We start from the raw sequence: 16,126 nt of genomic DNA, 5'->3' as shown, positions 1-16,126 counted from the left end.
GGAAGATCATTCCCGCCTTAGTATGCGCAAAGACGCGATGCTTCATCCTGCCCCATAATATACAAAAACGGCCTCGTCATTTGAAATGACGAAGCCGCCGTTAAACCTGCAAAGCCGGTATAGATTACAAAAATCAATTAAGGTGTGTCAAAATATTCGACACTTGTATGGGAGTCGGGATCAAATACGGTAACTTCCACCGACTCGGTAAGGATGTCAGCATAGCTATAGGAGACACGTTTGAACGTTTGTTGCTCCTGATCCAGCTTGACGATAAAAACAGAAGGGTACGTTTCTTCCAAGACACCAGTTCGTTCGACGGTCTTACGGCGTCCGCCGTTAGCCCGCAGCAAAATTTTTTGCCCTACATGTGCGTCGAGACTGCGTTTGATTTCCAACAGCGTATTTTTAGCCATTGCCTAACGACCACCTCTTTCCTTGTCCATTATAACGAATTTTAGAGACAATGTCAAATCAAGCTAAATATTATATCAACACGAAAAATAAGTTGTCAATTTAATTTTTTGCGAACAGGAATAATGTGTATTAAAATTCCAAAAAGCCCCTGTAACCAGAGGCTTTTTATCCAGACAAATCCTATTCAACAGGTTCAAACCTTAGATTGCGGAAGGCGTTACTTTCAGAGTCGACAAATTTTCCAGCTTTGGCAGACCGATTCGATAGCTTCCCCGGGTTTCGATACCGCCTACGCCACGGCTGCCACTGATTGTCTGATGAAACAAGTCGCCCATGTTGACTGTATCACGGATCGACGTAAAAGCAGCCTTGGCAGCCACATATACCGGGTCCAGCGCGTGAATCAGGATACGCCCTGGTGAGCTGGCAAAGTTCGCTCCTGCACGCAGCAGCGCTTCAAAATGGGACTGACACGCTCCCGCCACAATCGTCAATGAATCCAGATGACGTTCATATTGTCTCGCTACCTGGATCGCCGCCACAAAATTTTGTGAATTTTTATAGCTTTTCAGGCTATATAAATCATAAGGCTGGGGCTGCTTCAATACCCCGTCATGTCCGGTAATGACTACGATATCCGGGCGAATACGGGGAAGCAGCCGATACAACGTGTCGGCCATAGCTGATTCGTGAACATGATGTCCCTCTGCTGGAACGCGAAGCTGCTCATATAAGTTGAGACATTTTTTCAAGTAGCCGGGGTCCCCATCCAGATGAAGTACCTTGCCGGGCATTTCAAAATACGTCGACTCCACCGGATCACTCCACTCCCCCATCAAAGTCGCCTGACTACGGGCTGCTTGCTTCTGCCGTGCCTGCTGCAACAGATTGAGAGATTCATCCGCCTTAATATGGGCCTGCCGAGTCTTCCCGCTAATCTGGTCTGCAGGCACCTTGACCAGATCGTTCACAGGGGAATCGGCAAGCAGCCGAAATTCCGTCCCTTTAATGATCGCTTTATCCCGCTGGATGTCCTCAACGCGAAACGTGACATCTCCGCCGTACGATTTTCGAACGACCAAGTCTCCTAAAATCATCACACTGTATCACCCCTCCCATATCGTATGGGTGAATGCACAGTTTGGTTCCTTATCCATGCTCAGAAGCTTATGCATGCCAGCAACAACGGTGCTACATAGCCTCTCCCCTGACCCTGACTGCTGCTAAGCGGTAGCTGGTGCGTCAGGTCAGGAAATGCCAGCATCCAGCAACAAAGCGCTCAGACGCGCAAATTCCTCGATACTCAGCGTCTCGCCCCGACGGGAAGGCTCTATGCCTGCCTGAAGCAGCAACGGCTCCAGCGTATCCCTGTTCTCTTTGGTAAAGAAGCGGCTTTTCAGGTTATTCGAAATCGTCTTGCGACGTTGGGCAAATGAAGCATGTACGACTTCGAAGAAATGCTGCTCGTCCACCACCTCTACCGGAGGCACTTCCCGTACACGCAAACGGATGACCGCCGATTCTACATTCGGCTGAGGGATAAATACCGTATTCGGTACGATGCAGACCAATTCGGGTTCGCTGTAATATTGCACTGCAATACTCAAACTGCCGTAATCCTTCGTCCCAGGAGACGCAGCCATACGCTCAGCCACTTCCTTTTGGATCATGACGACAATATTCTCCAGAGGGAGCTTGTCTTCCAGCAGCCTCATCAGAATCGGTGTAGTGACGTAGTACGGCAGATTAGCGACGACGCTCACTTTACTGACCTCGGCAAAATCCGAAGCAAACACCTCTCGTAAATCCAGCTTCAGCACATCCCCATGGCGTACCTTCACATGCTCATAAGGGGCCAGCACCTCTTCGAGAATAGGCAGAAGTCGCTGGTCAATCTCGACAGCTGTAACTACCTTGGCCGATTGCGCCAGCTTCTCGGTCAAAGCGCCAATCCCCGGACCGATCTCAAGGGCGCCCTTCGTGTCGTCCAATCCCGCAGCATTCACAATCTTGTTCAGAATATTTTGATCAATCAAAAAATTTTGTCCCAAACTCTTTTTGAACGAAAACCCGTGCCGCTGAATAATTTCCTTCGTGCGCCGCGGTGTTGCTATATCTTGAATCCCTGTCATACGGATATCACATTCCTTCACTTTCAATTTGTGCCAGCGCACCGGCAAACTCCTCACGGCTGATCTGGAACACAGCGAGCCGTTTATGTAGCTGCTTACCGTTACAGTAACCAATACCCAGCACATTACCCAAAGCCATACGTCGTGCAGCAGCATTCGGGTGGGTGATCAGTCCGGCGTCAATCAGGTCCGCCCAATCGATTAGCGGATCGGCCCCTTCCACCGTCGTATGCACCCGTGCGAGAGCATGTCTGATCGCTTCAGGCGAGGCATTCTCCACGCCAATATCCCCTTTGCGCGTCGCTTCTGCCTCTGGTATAAAGGCCTGCTTGCAGCCGGGCACCTTGGAGGCGATAATTTTGCGGATACGCTCCCCTGCATGATCGGGATCGGTCAAAATAATGACACCCCGCCGCTCCTGCGCCAGCGCAATTTTGCGCAGCGTCATTTTATTAATGGCTGAGCCGCCCGTTTCTATCGTATCCGCTTCGACAGCACGACGAATAGCCACCGTATCATCCCGACCCTCTACCACGATCACTTCCTTGATCATTTGCGTTTCCCTCCACTGCTACACAGTAAGCTATATTCATCTTTCCCTGCTTTTGAAAACAAAATAAGAAGAGGATATCCTCTTCTTAGCATGGTATAACTATGATGTTAATACTATCGCATTGCCCTTAACATATACAACACGTTTTTAGTTCATTTCAGGCTTCTCGGGTCCAATCACGTAGACGGTTTTACCGTGCTTCCGACCAAACTGATTGGCTTGACTCAAACTCTCATAATACACATCGATTTTGTGGCCTTTAATCGCGCCACCGGTATCCTCCGCACGGCGGAAGCCCACCCCTTCAATATACACCCACCAGCCGATTGGAATCACATTCGGATCGACAGCGATGGTGCGTCCTTCCGTGACACGTGAGCCGGATGCAGTACGTGTACCGATACCTGGCTCCTGTGACGAATACGCCGTCATGGAGACGTTTTGTAACACTTTGCTGTAATTAAAATTCACACCTGCTTTACGGACAGCATTGCCTGAACTAACCCGTGTAGACTTAATGGCATCTTCAGGACCAACGGAAGCAGCCAGAACGACCGGCTTTTTCTTCGTTCCTACTGCAATCACCTTATCCACACGATTCTGCGCGACTTCCTTGTTTACCAGCTGCTTGGATACCAATTTTCCGTCATGGTATACCTTTTGAACATGCTGGACCACAACACCTTTTTTACCGCTTTGGATAACCCGATTATCGCCTTTATAGAGACTTGGATCGGCCGTTTTGATGACCTGATAAGGTACCTGTTGCTTCTGTTCGACCTGCTGTTTCTTCACACGGACGATTTTTATGTCCATGTTAGACGAAACAGGAGCATCTAGAGCAGGATAAACTTTATCATTTGACGATAATTTATAGCCCGAGGTGCGAATGGCGCCCTCTACTGTATTTTCTGTTGTGTACAACTTTTTCGTCTTATTGGCTAAGGATACTTTGACCTGATTGGCACGTTTGATGACAACGCGATCCCCATCCTGTACTGCTCCGTTCAGCGGCATTGATACCGTATCATGCGGCTGAAGCGAAATCGAATGCTCTTTGAGCAAATCTTGGAGCTGGGATTGCCGAGTTTCTACCGCAGATGCCTTACCGTCGATGACAAAAAAGACCTGTTTTTTAGACTCAGTGTACACCAGAATTGAAATCATAATCGTTAGTGAGATTAGAAAAATAGCAACCAAAGCAGCCTGGCGCACATTTTCCTGCTTCCAACGCAATACGTAAGACATGCTGGATGAGCGTGACTCATGGGTCTCCTCTTTTTGGAAAATGCCCATTTCCTCCGTCCTCCTTACATAGCCCGCCGTCTGGAGTAAGACATAGTTGAGATTGACGTGACTATAACAGATTTTCTACAAGACAAGCCCGTAATGCGACTGTCCTGCACCATGTACCCGTCTTCGCGGCATGCTGTCCTCCCCTGTTTAATCACAGTATGATGACAGATTTTCTTTTATTCACAACAAAAAAAGCCAGAAAAGAGACTTAGAGAGCTCTTTCGTGGCTTCCGGCATGTGCGAATATGCGGAAAAATCATGCACGAGATGGCTTCTCTCTTGTTACGCTTACGGGGTTAGCTGTCGGGTTCGGACGTAGAGAGACGCCCTAGCTTGGGTCAACCGCTCATGGCGGTTGCCTTCACATTCACCCCGAAGACCCAGAAAGAAATCGAAATACGGCCCCTCCACCTGTTCAATCCCATCCGGGAAAAGAATTTCGGTCGAGCCGGCTGGCGGAAGAGACGTTCCCTTCTTGCCCATACGCCGGACGTACTGTAAGCCATATCGGTTCCCCCGTTCCCTGTAAAAGGGACTCAGCGAGACTGGTTCATGAAATGAACTGTTGATGTTTACACTCAAACAACAATTCACTGAAAAGATGATATCCTGTTTCTATGCATGTTGTAAAGCAGGTTTCAAGTACATTTTTCAAAATATTCGGTTAAAATATTGTAATATTCTTGAGTTTCCTGCAACAAATTCATGATTAGCTTCGTCTATCTCTTTATTTTGATTGATTTCTTCCCTTTTTCACTTAATGTCAAATCGTTCCAAGGCATTTTGGGTCGTTATGGACACTAATTCCTCCAACGTAATCCCCTTGATTTGGGCAGCCGCCTCTGCGACCAGTCCCACATGTGCGGACTCATTTCGCTTCCCGCGGAACGGATGAGGTGTTAGATAGGGAGCGTCCGTTTCAATGAGCAGACGGTCCAGCGGCACCTGTGCGAGTACCTCCTTTGGCTGCTTGGCATTTTTGAACGTTATCGGCCCGCCAAAAGAGAGATGAAAGCCCATATCCAGCACCATTTTAGCCGTCTCCCAGCTTCCCGAAAAGGAATGCATGACTCCGCCAACCTCACTCGCTTTTTCTTCACGCAAAATCTTAACAATATCTTCATGCGCATCCCGGTTATGGATGACAATTGGCATGTTCAGCTCACGAGCCAGTCCAATCTGGTTGCGTAGCACCCGATGCTGTACATCCTTGGGTGATGTGTCCCAATAATAATCCAGACCAATCTCCCCGATCGCCACGACTTTCTTATGACTGCATAACGATGCAATCCATTCCAGATCTCCCTCCTGCATCGTAATCGCATCCTGTGGGTGCCATCCAATCGCCGCATAAATAAAATCATACGTTTCGACCAAATTCATGGTAGACGGAATGGTCTCACGGTTAAATCCGATATTAATCATGCGGGTTACTCCCGCTTCGACAGCACGTGCTATTACTTCTTCCCGATCTTCGTCAAATTGCGGGGCATCCAAATGAGTATGAGTGTCAAATAAATTCAAAGCTTTTGTCTCCTTTTTTACTTTTATTAGCATATATTTGTCTATTGTTTGACAAAATAATTCCTTATTTCGGCAGGAAGCTTGTCCTTTACCCCATCCAATTTGTTTTGGGGATAGTACATGTGATATTTACCTCGGTGAATACCGCTAATGGAGCGCACAATTTCCGATACTTCGGAAATTTCTCTCACCTCTCCTTTACGTCCAAGGAGTAAAATCTGGTTATCCGTCGACCCACCCTGACGAAACACATCATAAGGAAGATCCGTCGGAAAATCAATTTCCAGATCATATTCGGGATGCAAACCAACCTGCTTCAGCGCTGTCCGAATGTCGTCAATGGTATCTGTATCCATATTTTCAATCTCTACATATTTATACAGCTTGCGATCCATAAAACGGGTGCTCAAATCACTTAAAATCTCATCCTTTTCCCGTTTCCATTGACTGAATACTGTCTGAATCAAAGACTCGTCGAGCATCAAATATTGTTCCACCGTAAGCTCTCCCCGAAAGAGATCCGGCAATGGTTCCAGCAGAAAACTAAACTCATATCCGTTCCTAAACAGCTCCTTCGCCCGCTTGAAAATTTTACGCAATAAAATTTCCGAGCTGCGCGTCACAGGATGAAAATAAATTTGCCAATACATCTGATAGCGCGACATTAGATAATCCTCCACCGCATGCATCCCTGACTCCTTCACTACAATTCTTCCATTATGAGGACGCAGTAGCCGTAAAATACGATCCAGATCAATGGTGCCATAATTGACGCCTGTTGAGTGAGCATCCCGCAGCAAATAATCCATACGGTCCGCATCCAATGGGCTTGTGATCAGGTTAACGACAATCGGCTTGTCATACGTTTTGGCAATGACCGCAGCCACCTTCGTCGGAAGCTCCTCATCGACTTGCCGCAGCACAGCATTAATCTCTGTATTCCCCAATACAATCCGGCATGTCCAATCCTCGTGGTTCATATGAAAGGCTTCTTCAATGGAATGGGAAAACGGACCATGCCCCACATCGTGCAACAAAGCCGCACACAGCGCGACTAAACCTTCTTCCTTCGGCCAATCGGAAAATTCGCCGCGTTCAAATTGGGAAATAATACGCCGTGTAATCTCGTACACACCTAGCGAATGCGAAAAACGACTATGCTCCGCTCCATGAAACGTAAGATAGGATGTACCCAACTGCCGAATGCGGCGCAAGCGTTGAAACTCTGGAGTATTGATCAGACGCCATATCACTGTATCCTGAACATGGATATAGTTATGTACCGGGTCCTTAAAAACTTTTTCTTCACTAAGTGGCTGGTGCAAGATATCAGCTCCTTTAATATTCTGAATAATGGATTAAGATACAATAAAATCCTAAACGATCTCCTTCATTCGACATAATTTGTCGTAATATGTCGAATTACGACTTTTCGACATTTCCAAATCGACAAATGGCTAAAACCGTCAATAAAATAAGGTAATTCACACGCATCATGCTCTTTATTCTAAATACTTTTGCATAATTAACCTGTTAGCAAATTTTTAAGGTTGACTGTTTTGGGAATCGTTGGTATAGTAAATATCAGAAAAGAGAAGAATTTGTCGAATCATGACACTTATATTATTTTAAAGGCGAGAGGAGCCTGATTTATTATGATGAAATCCACTGGTATTGTAAGAAAAGTTGACGAGCTCGGACGTGTTGTTATTCCAATCGAATTGCGCCGCACATTGGGTATTGGCGAAAAAGACGCTTTGGAAATTTATGTTGATGGCGAACGCATTATGCTCAAAAAATACGAGCCTGCTTGTATTTTCTGCGGAAACGCCGAGAACGTAATTTACTTCAAAGGAAAAATTGTTTGCCAAGATTGCATCTCAGAAATTCCAACACCTGTGACAAACTAAGATTTTTAGTATATAATAGACTTATGAGAGATTGTTAATTCTAACCTTTTTCATATATACTCCTTGTTGCCTTCCACGGTTTGAACCCAACCGTTGGAAGGCCCTTTTTTGTTTAAGGAAGTTTTTATAAAAGGGCGTTATATACATCCCTTTTGGAAATGGAGCGATCGGTAGCTGTACGCTTCATAGCGTCCTTGCGTGTCAGCCCTTCTGTCTCATAATGCGCAACGTGGGCCTCCAATGATAAGGACTGCCACCATGCCTGTCGCTCCTCTTCCTCTTCTGCTTCGTTTTTTCCTTCAACTACCAGGCAATATTCACCAAGCGGTGGATGCTCCTCCAGTCTGGCAAGACATTGCTCCGCCGTTCCTCGTACCCATTCCTCATGTAGCTTGGTCAACTCACGTGCAAGCACCACTCTGCGTTCTCCCAGTGTTTCCTTCAATACCGTCAACGTCCGCACAATACGATGAGGGGATTCATAAAACAGGATCGTGCCATGAGATACCTGAAACGACTGTAGCAGCCTCTCCAGATCCTTTTTCTCCCGTGGAGGGAATCCGGCAAATGTAAATCTTTCCGTATCCAGTCCGGAGGCAATCAAAGCAGACAGTGCTGCGTTCGCACCGGGAATGGGAATAACGCTAACCCCCGCCTCCAGCGCCAGCTTGACCAGATCCGAACCCGGGTCCGAAATGGCCGGCAGACCTGCATCGCTGACCAGTGCCAAATTTTTTCCTTCTATTATATAACGTATCAGCTCAGGCCCACTGGCAGCTTTATTATGTTCATGATAGCTGAATAGCATTTCCGGCGTAATATCAAAATGTGTGAGCAGTTTGCGCGTCTGCCGCGTATCCTCTGCTGCTATAATACTGCACGATTTTAAGGTGTTAATCGCCCTAAAGGTCATATCGTCCAGATTACCAATCGGTGTAGCAACGAGATACAGCTTGCCCCGTTCTTCTCCGCCGGTTATAAAACTTTTTTGCACCGCTGCCTTCACAGTAAATCCCCCTTGCTTACTTCTCCATAGATATCCCTTATTTCCTGAGTATAATTCCCATTCTCCTGATATACAATGAGCGGCGGCAACAGACGAACCTCCGGCTTACCATCACATAGCGCCTCGATGAGCACCATATTCGCCTCCATATGAGCCCGTGGGTGGACAAACCGAATCCGTTTCGGCTCCAGTCTGTTAGCACGCATCAGGGTTATAATCTCACCCAGCCGCTGCGGACGATGAACCATGGACACTTTTCCGCCATTACGGACAAGCCGGGTACATGCCTGAATGACCTCTTCCAGCGTACAATGCACCTCATGACGTGCAATCGCCTGATGAGGGTTTAGCTTAATATCGCTACCGTTTAGCGGCATATAGGGGGGATTTACCGTAATTGCATCATATACACCATGCCCCGTGATTTGAACCAGCTCGCGCAGGTCCCCTTCCCGAATCTGAATCGCTGCCTCCAGTCCATTCAGGCTGACGCTGCGTCTAGCCATATCTGCCAAGCGCGGTTGAATTTCAATTCCTTCGATAGCCGCTTTGGTTCGTGTCGTTAGCAGCAGGGGGACGACCCCGTTGCCTGTACACAGATCCAAAATCTTCCCACGTTGCGGAATACCGGCAAACCGCGCTAGCAAAACCGCATCCATGGAGAAGCTGAACACCTCATCACTTTGGATAATACGCAGATTATGCGACAATAGATCGTCAATTCGTTCGGACTTCTGTTCATTTTCGTACATAGCGCTCTCCCATCTTTTTACCCCAAATCGTTCTGAACCCATACTTCCTTACAAAAAAGCCGTAGGCACCTTGCTCCTACGGCTTGTTTTTATTTATTCAAAAATGACAGACAGAAAAGGCAATCGCCTTCCGTTCGCAAATGTCCGTAATACACGTTGCATATATGAAATCCTTCATGATACAGCCTTGCCAGATTGTCGTGGCCTTCGCCCACAACCTCACCCGTTTCCTCTTCATCCTTAATGACGATCGGAGGAGAAAGCTTCGGCTTCTTTACCGCTTTTTCTTCTCTGGAGGTTTCACGTTTGAGCATCTTGCGCACCTGTTCGTTTTCAATCGTTAGTCGTTGATTTTCCTCCAGCAGCTCTTTTACTGCCAGTTTCAATTCACCCAGATCGCTATGCAACTGTCCCATTTGGGTTTCCATTTCGTGAATACGCGCAAAAACATTTAATTTATCCAAGTTTCCACCCCGAAGCAACCTAATGGTTTACTTGACGACTACATCGTCCATTGGAAGTTCCTTGACCTTGCTAATCTCAAACAGTTGAACATGTACTGTGCGATGGCCAGCATTTACGCCTACGACTTTGCCTTCTCCGAGAGAGGTGACGACCATCTTGCCAACCTGCGGCAATTCTTCCTTCATACTCTCGTAGTTATCATGTTCAAACTTGAGACAGCACATCAATCTTCCACACAACCCGGAAATCTTCGTCGGATTCAGCGACAAGCTCTGATCCTTCGCCATCTTAATGGATACCGGTTCAAAATCTCCCAGCCACGAAGAGCAACACAGAATACGTCCGCAAGGACCGATCCCGCCCAGCATTTTAGCCTCATCCCGTACTCCGATCTGCCGCAGCTCAATCCGTGTACGAAAAATACTGGCTAAATCCTTTACAAGCTCCCGAAAATCCACGCGGCCCTCTGCCGTAAAATAAAAAATGATCTTATTGCGGTCAAATGTAAATTCCACGTCTACCAGCTTCATTTTAAGGCCATGGTCTTTGATTTTATTTAAACACGTACCAAATGCATCCTTGGCCGCCAGTTTATTCTCTTCTACAACAAGAGCGTCATCATCTCCGGCAATACGGATGACTTTCTTTAAAGGTAGGACAACGTCCGAATCATTTACTTCTTTTTTTCCCACCACAACCTTGCCATATTCAATACCGCGTGCGGTTTCTACAATAACGCAGTTTTCTTTCTCCACCGGAAGGTCCAGCGGATCAAAATAATAAGTCTTGCCCGCCTTCTTGAAACGGACACCCACTACACTATACAAAAATTAACCCCCTTGTATGCCACTAAACCTCATTTGAAGCCGACAAGTACGAATGGCCGCAATTGAAGTCTCACTGTCGCACAAACCGGGAACCTGGCGTCGCGGATTGTGCTGAGTGGAACAAGCGCGCCTTCCTGTTAGCCGGTGATGGAACCGCTTGTATCGGACAACCCAATCAGAAGCTGCTCTACGCACAATTGACCATTGACGTGAAAACGGAGCTTCTTCCTGCAATTCGCGGCCAAATCCATATAAGAGACCCATTGTTCCGTGCTGCGGGTGATTGCCAATTTGGAGACGGACTCCAAATGATCTATGAAAACAATGCTTTCGTGCCTTCCGTAACGGAAATGAAGCATATCCTTGAACCACAAATGAAACAGATGAAACAGAATATCCAGGTGTTCAGAAAGTCCAGTTTTAAAAATCTTCTGTTGAGCGAGAATAATGGACGAGCTTCCCCGGCTCATGGACTCCTTCACTAATTGTAACACTACGTTTCTAATTTCTGCAAACCAATTCTGCTGGAGAATTTCTCTACATGATTCCAGTCCCGAGGCAATGTGAACTGCTGACCGGACAGGTCCTGCTGTATAGCCTTCCCCGATTAAGGCCTGCATCATCACTTCAGGCTGCAAAGCATGAAAAGGAACCTGCTGTGTCCGTGATTGGATCGTAGGCAGTAGTGCCTGTCCATTTTCAGAAATGAGTATGCCCACCACAGGCACCTGAGGCTCCTCCAGAAATTTAAGCAGGCTGTTTGCCGCTTGCACTGTCATGGTATCCGCCTGTTGAATAATATATACCTTTGGATTGGAACTTTCTGATCTGTAAGAGAATATGCGCTGAAGCCCGCGAATCTGGTCAATTTTAATCGTAGCCCCATCCGGCTCTACGATAAACAGATCCGGGTGGTTACCATGCTCTACCTTACGACAGGACAAACATTCACCACATGCATCATCCGTCATTCGCTCACAAAATAATGCCTTGGCAAAGGTCTGCGCCATCTTCATCTGCCCGCTCCCCGGCGGCCCGCTAAATACATAGGCATGGTTGACCGCCTCATTCCGAAGCGCGCTTTGCAGCATTTTTTTAGCTATTTCCTGACCTATTATATTTTGGAAAGACATATTTCCTCACCTATTCTGCTGCTATTTTTCATATTCACACTGGCGTTACCTATATGAACATAGTCAAAAATAATCTGCCAGCATCATCAGCAAGCAGATTATTCCTTCGTGGCAACAGCCCGTTTGTATTCGTTTATGGCAGAAGTCTACATTTAAAACGAGAGATTAATCAGCAGCCCTCTAATTTCACCGACTCCTTGCAAAAGCTCAATCTTGCCTTGCTCGGTTTCGAGCAGATCATCTGCCATCTTGAGCAACAGCTCATCCACTTCATCAATCAGCTTATACCGCTTGCTGCGTCCCCGGCGATCCCAGCCCTTTGTGTCCTTCATAGACACACCGCGCCGAACCGTATCCTCCAGGAACCGTTTAACCAGCGTCTTATAGGCCTTCAGCTCACGAATCGTCATAGAGCGTGCCAGACGGTCCCCCTGCATCTGAATTTCCTTGAAGCGACGGTTCAATTCCTCCTGCGAAGCCTGCTGCCCATTTTGATGCATAACATCGGAAAAACTCTTGGACTGAATCGGCTTCGCATTCATTTCATTTGTAGACAACGTACTCTGTAAAGGGCGATAGCCCGGATTTATTTTCATATAAACCTGCTTTCCCCCCGAATACTTCCGCTTTTCCCTTTTAATGAACAGCTCAACATAGAACTGGAGGAACATAGCGGCTTTCCAGGGACTGCGCCTTGGCGCTACCGTTATAGTGGATCTGTTCCTTATACCCATGATACAGGCAAGAAACAGGTAATTCCCCTATCATATCGGCAGAATAGGTCCTTTTGTGTAGATTCAGAAGTGCTCAAAACGGTCTACAGGCATCACGAACACCGTTGCTCCACCCACCTGTACTTCAACAGGCAAAGGCAGATAAGAGTCCGTCGTCCCGCTCATAGGAGTAACGGGTGTGACCAGCTGTTCACGTACCTTGCAACTGCTGCGAATGACATTCATCAACGAGTCCACCTGATTGTCATCGACACCAATCATAAACGTCGTATTCCCTGCTCGCAGAAATCCGCCTGTACTCGCCAACTTGGTAGCACGGAAATTAGCTTTCACCAGTCCGCTGGATAATCTGTTACTATCCTTATCCTGCACAATCGCAATAATCAGCTTCATCCTGTATTCCTCCTTCAAGCCGTATTAGGAACAAGCTAGTCCCTAGCTCAATTTTACCGTATATCCCTCGACAATTACATGCTAAAGTTTTGAATAAATCGCTTTTTCAGCAAATCCTTCAAAACTTGCTCTACCTGCTCCGTTGCGGGAGATGCATCGACAATCGTAATTCGCTCCGGAAATTTGCGGGCCAGCTCCAGATACGCCTCTCGTACTTTGTGGTGAAAAGATATACTCTCCATATCGAGGCGATCCATTCCCTCTCCCCGGGACGCATGAATTCTAGCCAATCCCAATTCAGGTTCGATATCCAGATAAAATGTAGCATCAGGCTCCCAATCATCCACCGCAAAACGATTAATCGAAGCTACTTCCTCTATCCCGATCCCTCTTGCAAACCCTTGATAGACCAAGCTGCTATCCACAAAACGATCACATAATACGATAGCTCCTTTTTCAATAGCCGGCTTTACCTTCTCCACCAGATGCTGACGCCTGGCCGCGGCATACAGAAGCGCCTCTGTCCGAGCATCCATACTGGTATGGGCAGGGTCCAAAATGATAGAGCGGATCTTTTCCGAAATTTCTATCCCACCTGGTTCTCTCGTCGTGACAACTGGATAGCCTTCTTCCTCCATAAACTTGGCCAGCCGTTGAATCATCGTTGTTTTACCGGAGCCGTCTCCCCCCTCCAGCGTAATAAAAATTCCTTTGCGATTCATGCCATTCCCTGCTTTCCAGCCTGAAAAATAAGAGTCACCTACAGGCTCATATGCTTCTTTTATTCAGTCTTATTTATTTGTTATGCTCTAACATCTAATCTTTATTTTAAACGGAATACCCGAATTGTAAGCAACCTTTCATCTGATGCCCCCTGCCATTTGGCTCCCAAATCACGGAGTCTTCTCAATCGTTGAGCAATCGGTTCCGTAATCATTTCTCCTGCGTATAGCAGTGGAATACCTGGAGGATACGGGATAATCATTTCCGCAGCCACCCTGCCAGCGGAGTCCTCCACAGATACTACTTCCATCTGATCAGATTGAACTGGTTGAAGTCCAAACTGCACCGGACTAGAGTAAACCTTCGTCATATCATTGTTCCACGTGGAAAAATCCAAATCCGGCCCATATTGCTCCTTCTGCATGGAACCCGGACCACCAGCCGTCTCCTTAAACTGTATATCTTTATTTATATGCACAAGAGCCTGCAACAGGTGATTAGCATCTCTTATCGTAGAGCCTAACGTAAACAATAAAACAACATATTTTTCGTCACTCATCTCCGGAATACAGCCATACGCTTCCAACTCACGCTTTAAGCCAAAGCCATCCAGTACACCAAATGCATCGTACAGCACTATTTTAAAAGGGTCATGGGTCGAATAGCCACCTATGGTCTCTCTGTCCCTCTTCAAGCGCTCTGTAATGCCCTCTTGGGCTTCATTCCCCTGAGGCGCCTGCTGAATAGGCTCTACAAGACGAAAGCGTGGAAGCTGCTTCAGACCTTTTCTAAAAGCATCTGCTGCAGCCAAACCTTCCGTAAAGGCATCCGCCCCATGAACCGCAATATGCCGCCTTGCCAAATCAAGCGAAGCCATTAGTGGATACGAAGGGCTGGAGCTTTGCACCATAGCCAGCCGCTGACGAAGCAGTTCTCGGTTGATTCGTCTTCCCTGCACATGCAGCATGGCCCCCATAGTCATGGCTGGAAGCATCTTATGTGTCGATTGGACGACCACATCAGCTCCACAGGACAAAGCAGAAGCCGGCAAACGGGGATGCAGCCCGTAATGGGCACCATGCGCCTCATCCACCAACAAAGGCACATGGGCCGCATGACAGGCTTTAGCCGTTGCTGTCAGATCATAACCCATCCCATAGTAGTTAGGCAGCGTAATCAATACCCCTTTGGCGGAAGGACAGGCTTTTAATGCGGTTTGTATCGTATTTGCTGATGGAGCAACCGCAAGCCCGCTGGTCGTATCTATTTCCGGCTCCAAGAACACCGCAGCAGCCCCGGACAGCATAAGACCATTCAGGACCGACTTGTGTACATTTCTCTGTACCAGCAGTAAATCCCCCGGTTCCGTACACACAGTCAAAATCATTGCCAAATTACCGACTGTACTTCCTCCAATCAGCCAAAAGCTTTCCTCTGCACCGAAGCACATCGCCGCCAGCTCCTGGCCCTCACGGATCACATCCTCAGGATGATGCAAATCGTCCAGTCCGGTAATTTCGGTCGCATCAATAGACATTACTTCTTTCAAGAGAAATGCAATATCTTCATTTTCATATACTTGTCCATTTTTGTGGCCAGGCACATGATAAGAAGCATTGCCTTGAGCCCGGTAACGTAATAGAGCTTCCATTAATGGTGCATGCGAAGACTTTTTCCCCATCATTCTGCAATCCTTCCGAAACAAAGCTTTATATCTACCCTATTTTATCGTAAAATCAAGCGGAATCCTACTTTTACTCACAGAAAAAAAAGCCCGTACTGACAGGCCTTGGAATACTAACCCTTTAAAGACTAGCTGACAAAGGATATTATGCATTTTTCTGTATCCAAATTTGCTTTAGTTGATCAATAAAAAAATGATATTTGGCGTCTGTCGCATCCGTACGTACCATTTCAGCTTCACACGCATCGCAGATGAACTCGGAAACGATAAAGATGCCTTCATGCTTGTGTTGTCCGCATATAATGCAGCGGTGGCCGCCTTGATCATGCATATCCATCCCACCCTTGTTTCTTTTACTATTAGTATGGGCACTTTCTACTATTTTAAACCTTTTCATAGCCCAGCTCGACGATATACTCTATATATATTCCATGTGAGCCCTTATGGTGTTTGTACTCACATGTTTAAAAAACAGCCTTCTATGCCGATATAATAAGAAAAGCTCCTACACATGGATACCCTTTCATTGGAGCCGTTTCATACTTCATTCGTGATAGCTTTTCCCTGTAATTATAGA

At 46.9% G+C, this 16,126-nt stretch carries 18 protein-coding genes and 1 riboswitch; of the genes, 1 reads left to right on the top strand and 17 read right to left on the bottom strand.

All coding sequences use genetic code 11. The features are described 5' to 3' along the window. Positions 1-137: 137 nt before the first annotated feature. The 7 genes from NST83_RS00160 to NST83_RS00130 all read right to left on the bottom strand — a co-directional run bounded on the left by NST83_RS00160 (position 138) and on the right by NST83_RS00130 (position 7,247). Positions 138-416: a Veg family protein gene (locus NST83_RS00160; RefSeq protein WP_137061092.1), complete on the bottom strand. Its 279-nt coding sequence runs from the start codon at positions 414-416 to the stop codon at positions 138-140. Between the two features lie 201 nt (positions 417-617). Beyond that, on the bottom strand, positions 618-1,514 hold the full coding sequence (gene yabG, locus NST83_RS00155) for a sporulation peptidase YabG (protein WP_342417840.1): 897 nt from the start codon (positions 1,512-1,514) through the stop codon (positions 618-620). 150 nt (positions 1,515-1,664) lie between these two features. Further along, entirely contained in the window at positions 1,665-2,549 is an 885-nt protein-coding gene (gene rsmA, locus NST83_RS00150) for a 16S rRNA (adenine(1518)-N(6)/adenine(1519)-N(6))-dimethyltransferase RsmA (RefSeq protein WP_342417839.1), read from the bottom strand. 7 nt (positions 2,550-2,556) lie between these two features. Then, positions 2,557-3,102 (bottom strand): ribonuclease M5, encoded by a 546-nt coding sequence (rnmV, locus tag NST83_RS00145; RefSeq protein ID WP_137061091.1) that lies wholly within the window; start codon positions 3,100-3,102, stop codon positions 2,557-2,559. Between the two features lie 147 nt (positions 3,103-3,249). Further along, positions 3,250-4,398: a G5 domain-containing protein gene (locus NST83_RS00140; RefSeq protein WP_342416147.1), complete on the bottom strand. Its 1,149-nt coding sequence runs from the start codon at positions 4,396-4,398 to the stop codon at positions 3,250-3,252. Positions 4,399-4,667: 269 nt separating this feature from the next. Then, positions 4,668-4,950, bottom strand: a riboswitch (cyclic di-AMP (ydaO/yuaA leader). A gap of 201 nt (positions 4,951-5,151) precedes the next feature. Next, entirely contained in the window at positions 5,152-5,922 is a 771-nt protein-coding gene (locus NST83_RS00135; protein WP_137061088.1) for a TatD family hydrolase, read from the bottom strand. Positions 5,923-5,963: 41 nt separating this feature from the next. Next, positions 5,964-7,247, bottom strand: coding sequence for an HD domain-containing protein (locus NST83_RS00130; RefSeq protein ID WP_137061087.1), 1,284 nt, complete (start codon positions 7,245-7,247; stop codon positions 5,964-5,966). A gap of 330 nt (positions 7,248-7,577) precedes the next feature. Between NST83_RS00130 and NST83_RS00125 the strand changes: the two genes are divergently transcribed. Beyond that, complete coding sequence (locus tag NST83_RS00125) at positions 7,578-7,832, top strand: AbrB/MazE/SpoVT family DNA-binding domain-containing protein (protein ID WP_007428005.1); 255 nt, start codon at positions 7,578-7,580, stop codon at positions 7,830-7,832. A gap of 124 nt (positions 7,833-7,956) precedes the next feature. On the opposite strand, the gene rsmI is transcribed toward NST83_RS00125, so the two are convergent. The 10 genes from rsmI to NST83_RS00075 all read right to left on the bottom strand — a co-directional run bounded on the left by rsmI (position 7,957) and on the right by NST83_RS00075 (position 15,880). Next, the gene (rsmI, locus tag NST83_RS00120) at positions 7,957-8,838 is read right to left on the bottom strand and encodes a 16S rRNA (cytidine(1402)-2'-O)-methyltransferase (RefSeq protein ID WP_342416146.1); all 882 of its coding nucleotides are present in this window, start codon (positions 8,836-8,838) and stop codon (positions 7,957-7,959) included. After that, positions 8,835-9,590: a tRNA1(Val) (adenine(37)-N6)-methyltransferase gene (locus NST83_RS00115; RefSeq protein ID WP_134911748.1), complete on the bottom strand. Its 756-nt coding sequence runs from the start codon at positions 9,588-9,590 to the stop codon at positions 8,835-8,837. Before NST83_RS00115 ends, rsmI begins: the two co-directional genes overlap by 4 nt. Positions 9,591-9,679: 89 nt before the next feature. Further along, positions 9,680-10,054, bottom strand: coding sequence for a DNA replication initiation control protein YabA (yabA, locus tag NST83_RS00110; RefSeq protein WP_342416145.1), 375 nt, complete (start codon positions 10,052-10,054; stop codon positions 9,680-9,682). Between the two features lie 27 nt (positions 10,055-10,081). Then, positions 10,082-10,882, bottom strand: a complete 801-nt coding sequence (locus tag NST83_RS00105; protein ID WP_014279023.1) for a stage 0 sporulation family protein — start codon at positions 10,880-10,882, stop codon at positions 10,082-10,084. 137 nt (positions 10,883-11,019) lie between these two features. After that, positions 11,020-12,015, bottom strand: a complete 996-nt coding sequence (gene holB / locus NST83_RS00100; protein ID WP_137061084.1) for a DNA polymerase III subunit delta' — start codon at positions 12,013-12,015, stop codon at positions 11,020-11,022. A gap of 152 nt (positions 12,016-12,167) precedes the next feature. Continuing rightward, complete coding sequence (locus tag NST83_RS00095; protein ID WP_137061083.1) at positions 12,168-12,611, bottom strand: YaaR family protein; 444 nt, start codon at positions 12,609-12,611, stop codon at positions 12,168-12,170. Positions 12,612-12,812: 201 nt separating this feature from the next. Then, entirely contained in the window at positions 12,813-13,142 is a 330-nt protein-coding gene (locus NST83_RS00090; protein WP_007427998.1) for a cyclic-di-AMP receptor, read from the bottom strand. Between the two features lie 74 nt (positions 13,143-13,216). Continuing rightward, positions 13,217-13,864, bottom strand: coding sequence for a dTMP kinase (tmk, locus tag NST83_RS00085; RefSeq protein ID WP_137061082.1), 648 nt, complete (start codon positions 13,862-13,864; stop codon positions 13,217-13,219). Positions 13,865-13,965: 101 nt separating this feature from the next. After that, the gene (locus tag NST83_RS00080; protein WP_342416144.1) at positions 13,966-15,549 is read right to left on the bottom strand and encodes an amino acid decarboxylase; all 1,584 of its coding nucleotides are present in this window, start codon (positions 15,547-15,549) and stop codon (positions 13,966-13,968) included. A 145-nt stretch (positions 15,550-15,694) separates the two neighbouring features. Next, positions 15,695-15,880, bottom strand: a complete 186-nt coding sequence (locus tag NST83_RS00075; RefSeq protein WP_137061080.1) for a sigma factor G inhibitor Gin — start codon at positions 15,878-15,880, stop codon at positions 15,695-15,697. Positions 15,881-16,126: the final 246 nt, after the last annotated feature.

This window comes from Paenibacillus sp. FSL R10-2782 (assembly GCF_038592985.1).
GTDB lineage: Bacteria > Bacillota > Bacilli > Paenibacillales > Paenibacillaceae > Paenibacillus > Paenibacillus terrae_C.
Note: the sequence above shows the minus strand (reverse complement) of the source record. Positions and strands in the feature narration are given on the sequence as shown.

Coding starts and splice junctions, on each gene's coding strand:
- NST83_RS00160 (WP_137061092.1), bottom strand. CDS start 416: ATGGCTAAAAATACGCTGTTGGAAATCAAACGCAGTCTCGACGCACAT.
- yabG (WP_342417840.1), bottom strand. CDS start 1,514: ATGATTTTAGGAGACTTGGTCGTTCGAAAATCGTACGGCGGAGATGTC.
- rsmA (WP_342417839.1), bottom strand. CDS start 2,549: ATGACAGGGATTCAAGATATAGCAACACCGCGGCGCACGAAGGAAATT.
- rnmV (WP_137061091.1), bottom strand. CDS start 3,102: ATGATCAAGGAAGTGATCGTGGTAGAGGGTCGGGATGATACGGTGGCT.
- NST83_RS00140 (WP_342416147.1), bottom strand. CDS start 4,398: ATGGGCATTTTCCAAAAAGAGGAGACCCATGAGTCACGCTCATCCAGC.
- NST83_RS00125 (WP_007428005.1), top strand. CDS start 7,578: ATGATGAAATCCACTGGTATTGTAAGAAAAGTTGACGAGCTCGGACGT.
- NST83_RS00115 (WP_134911748.1), bottom strand. CDS start 9,590: ATGTACGAAAATGAACAGAAGTCCGAACGAATTGACGATCTATTGTCG.
- holB (WP_137061084.1), bottom strand. CDS start 12,015: ATGTCTTTCCAAAATATAATAGGTCAGGAAATAGCTAAAAAAATGCTG.
- NST83_RS00095 (WP_137061083.1), bottom strand. CDS start 12,611: ATGAAAATAAATCCGGGCTATCGCCCTTTACAGAGTACGTTGTCTACA.
- NST83_RS00090 (WP_007427998.1), bottom strand. CDS start 13,142: ATGAAGCTGATTATTGCGATTGTGCAGGATAAGGATAGTAACAGATTA.
- tmk (WP_137061082.1), bottom strand. CDS start 13,864: ATGAATCGCAAAGGAATTTTTATTACGCTGGAGGGGGGAGACGGCTCC.
- NST83_RS00080 (WP_342416144.1), bottom strand. CDS start 15,549: ATGATGGGGAAAAAGTCTTCGCATGCACCATTAATGGAAGCTCTATTA.
- NST83_RS00075 (WP_137061080.1), bottom strand. CDS start 15,880: ATGCATGATCAAGGCGGCCACCGCTGCATTATATGCGGACAACACAAG.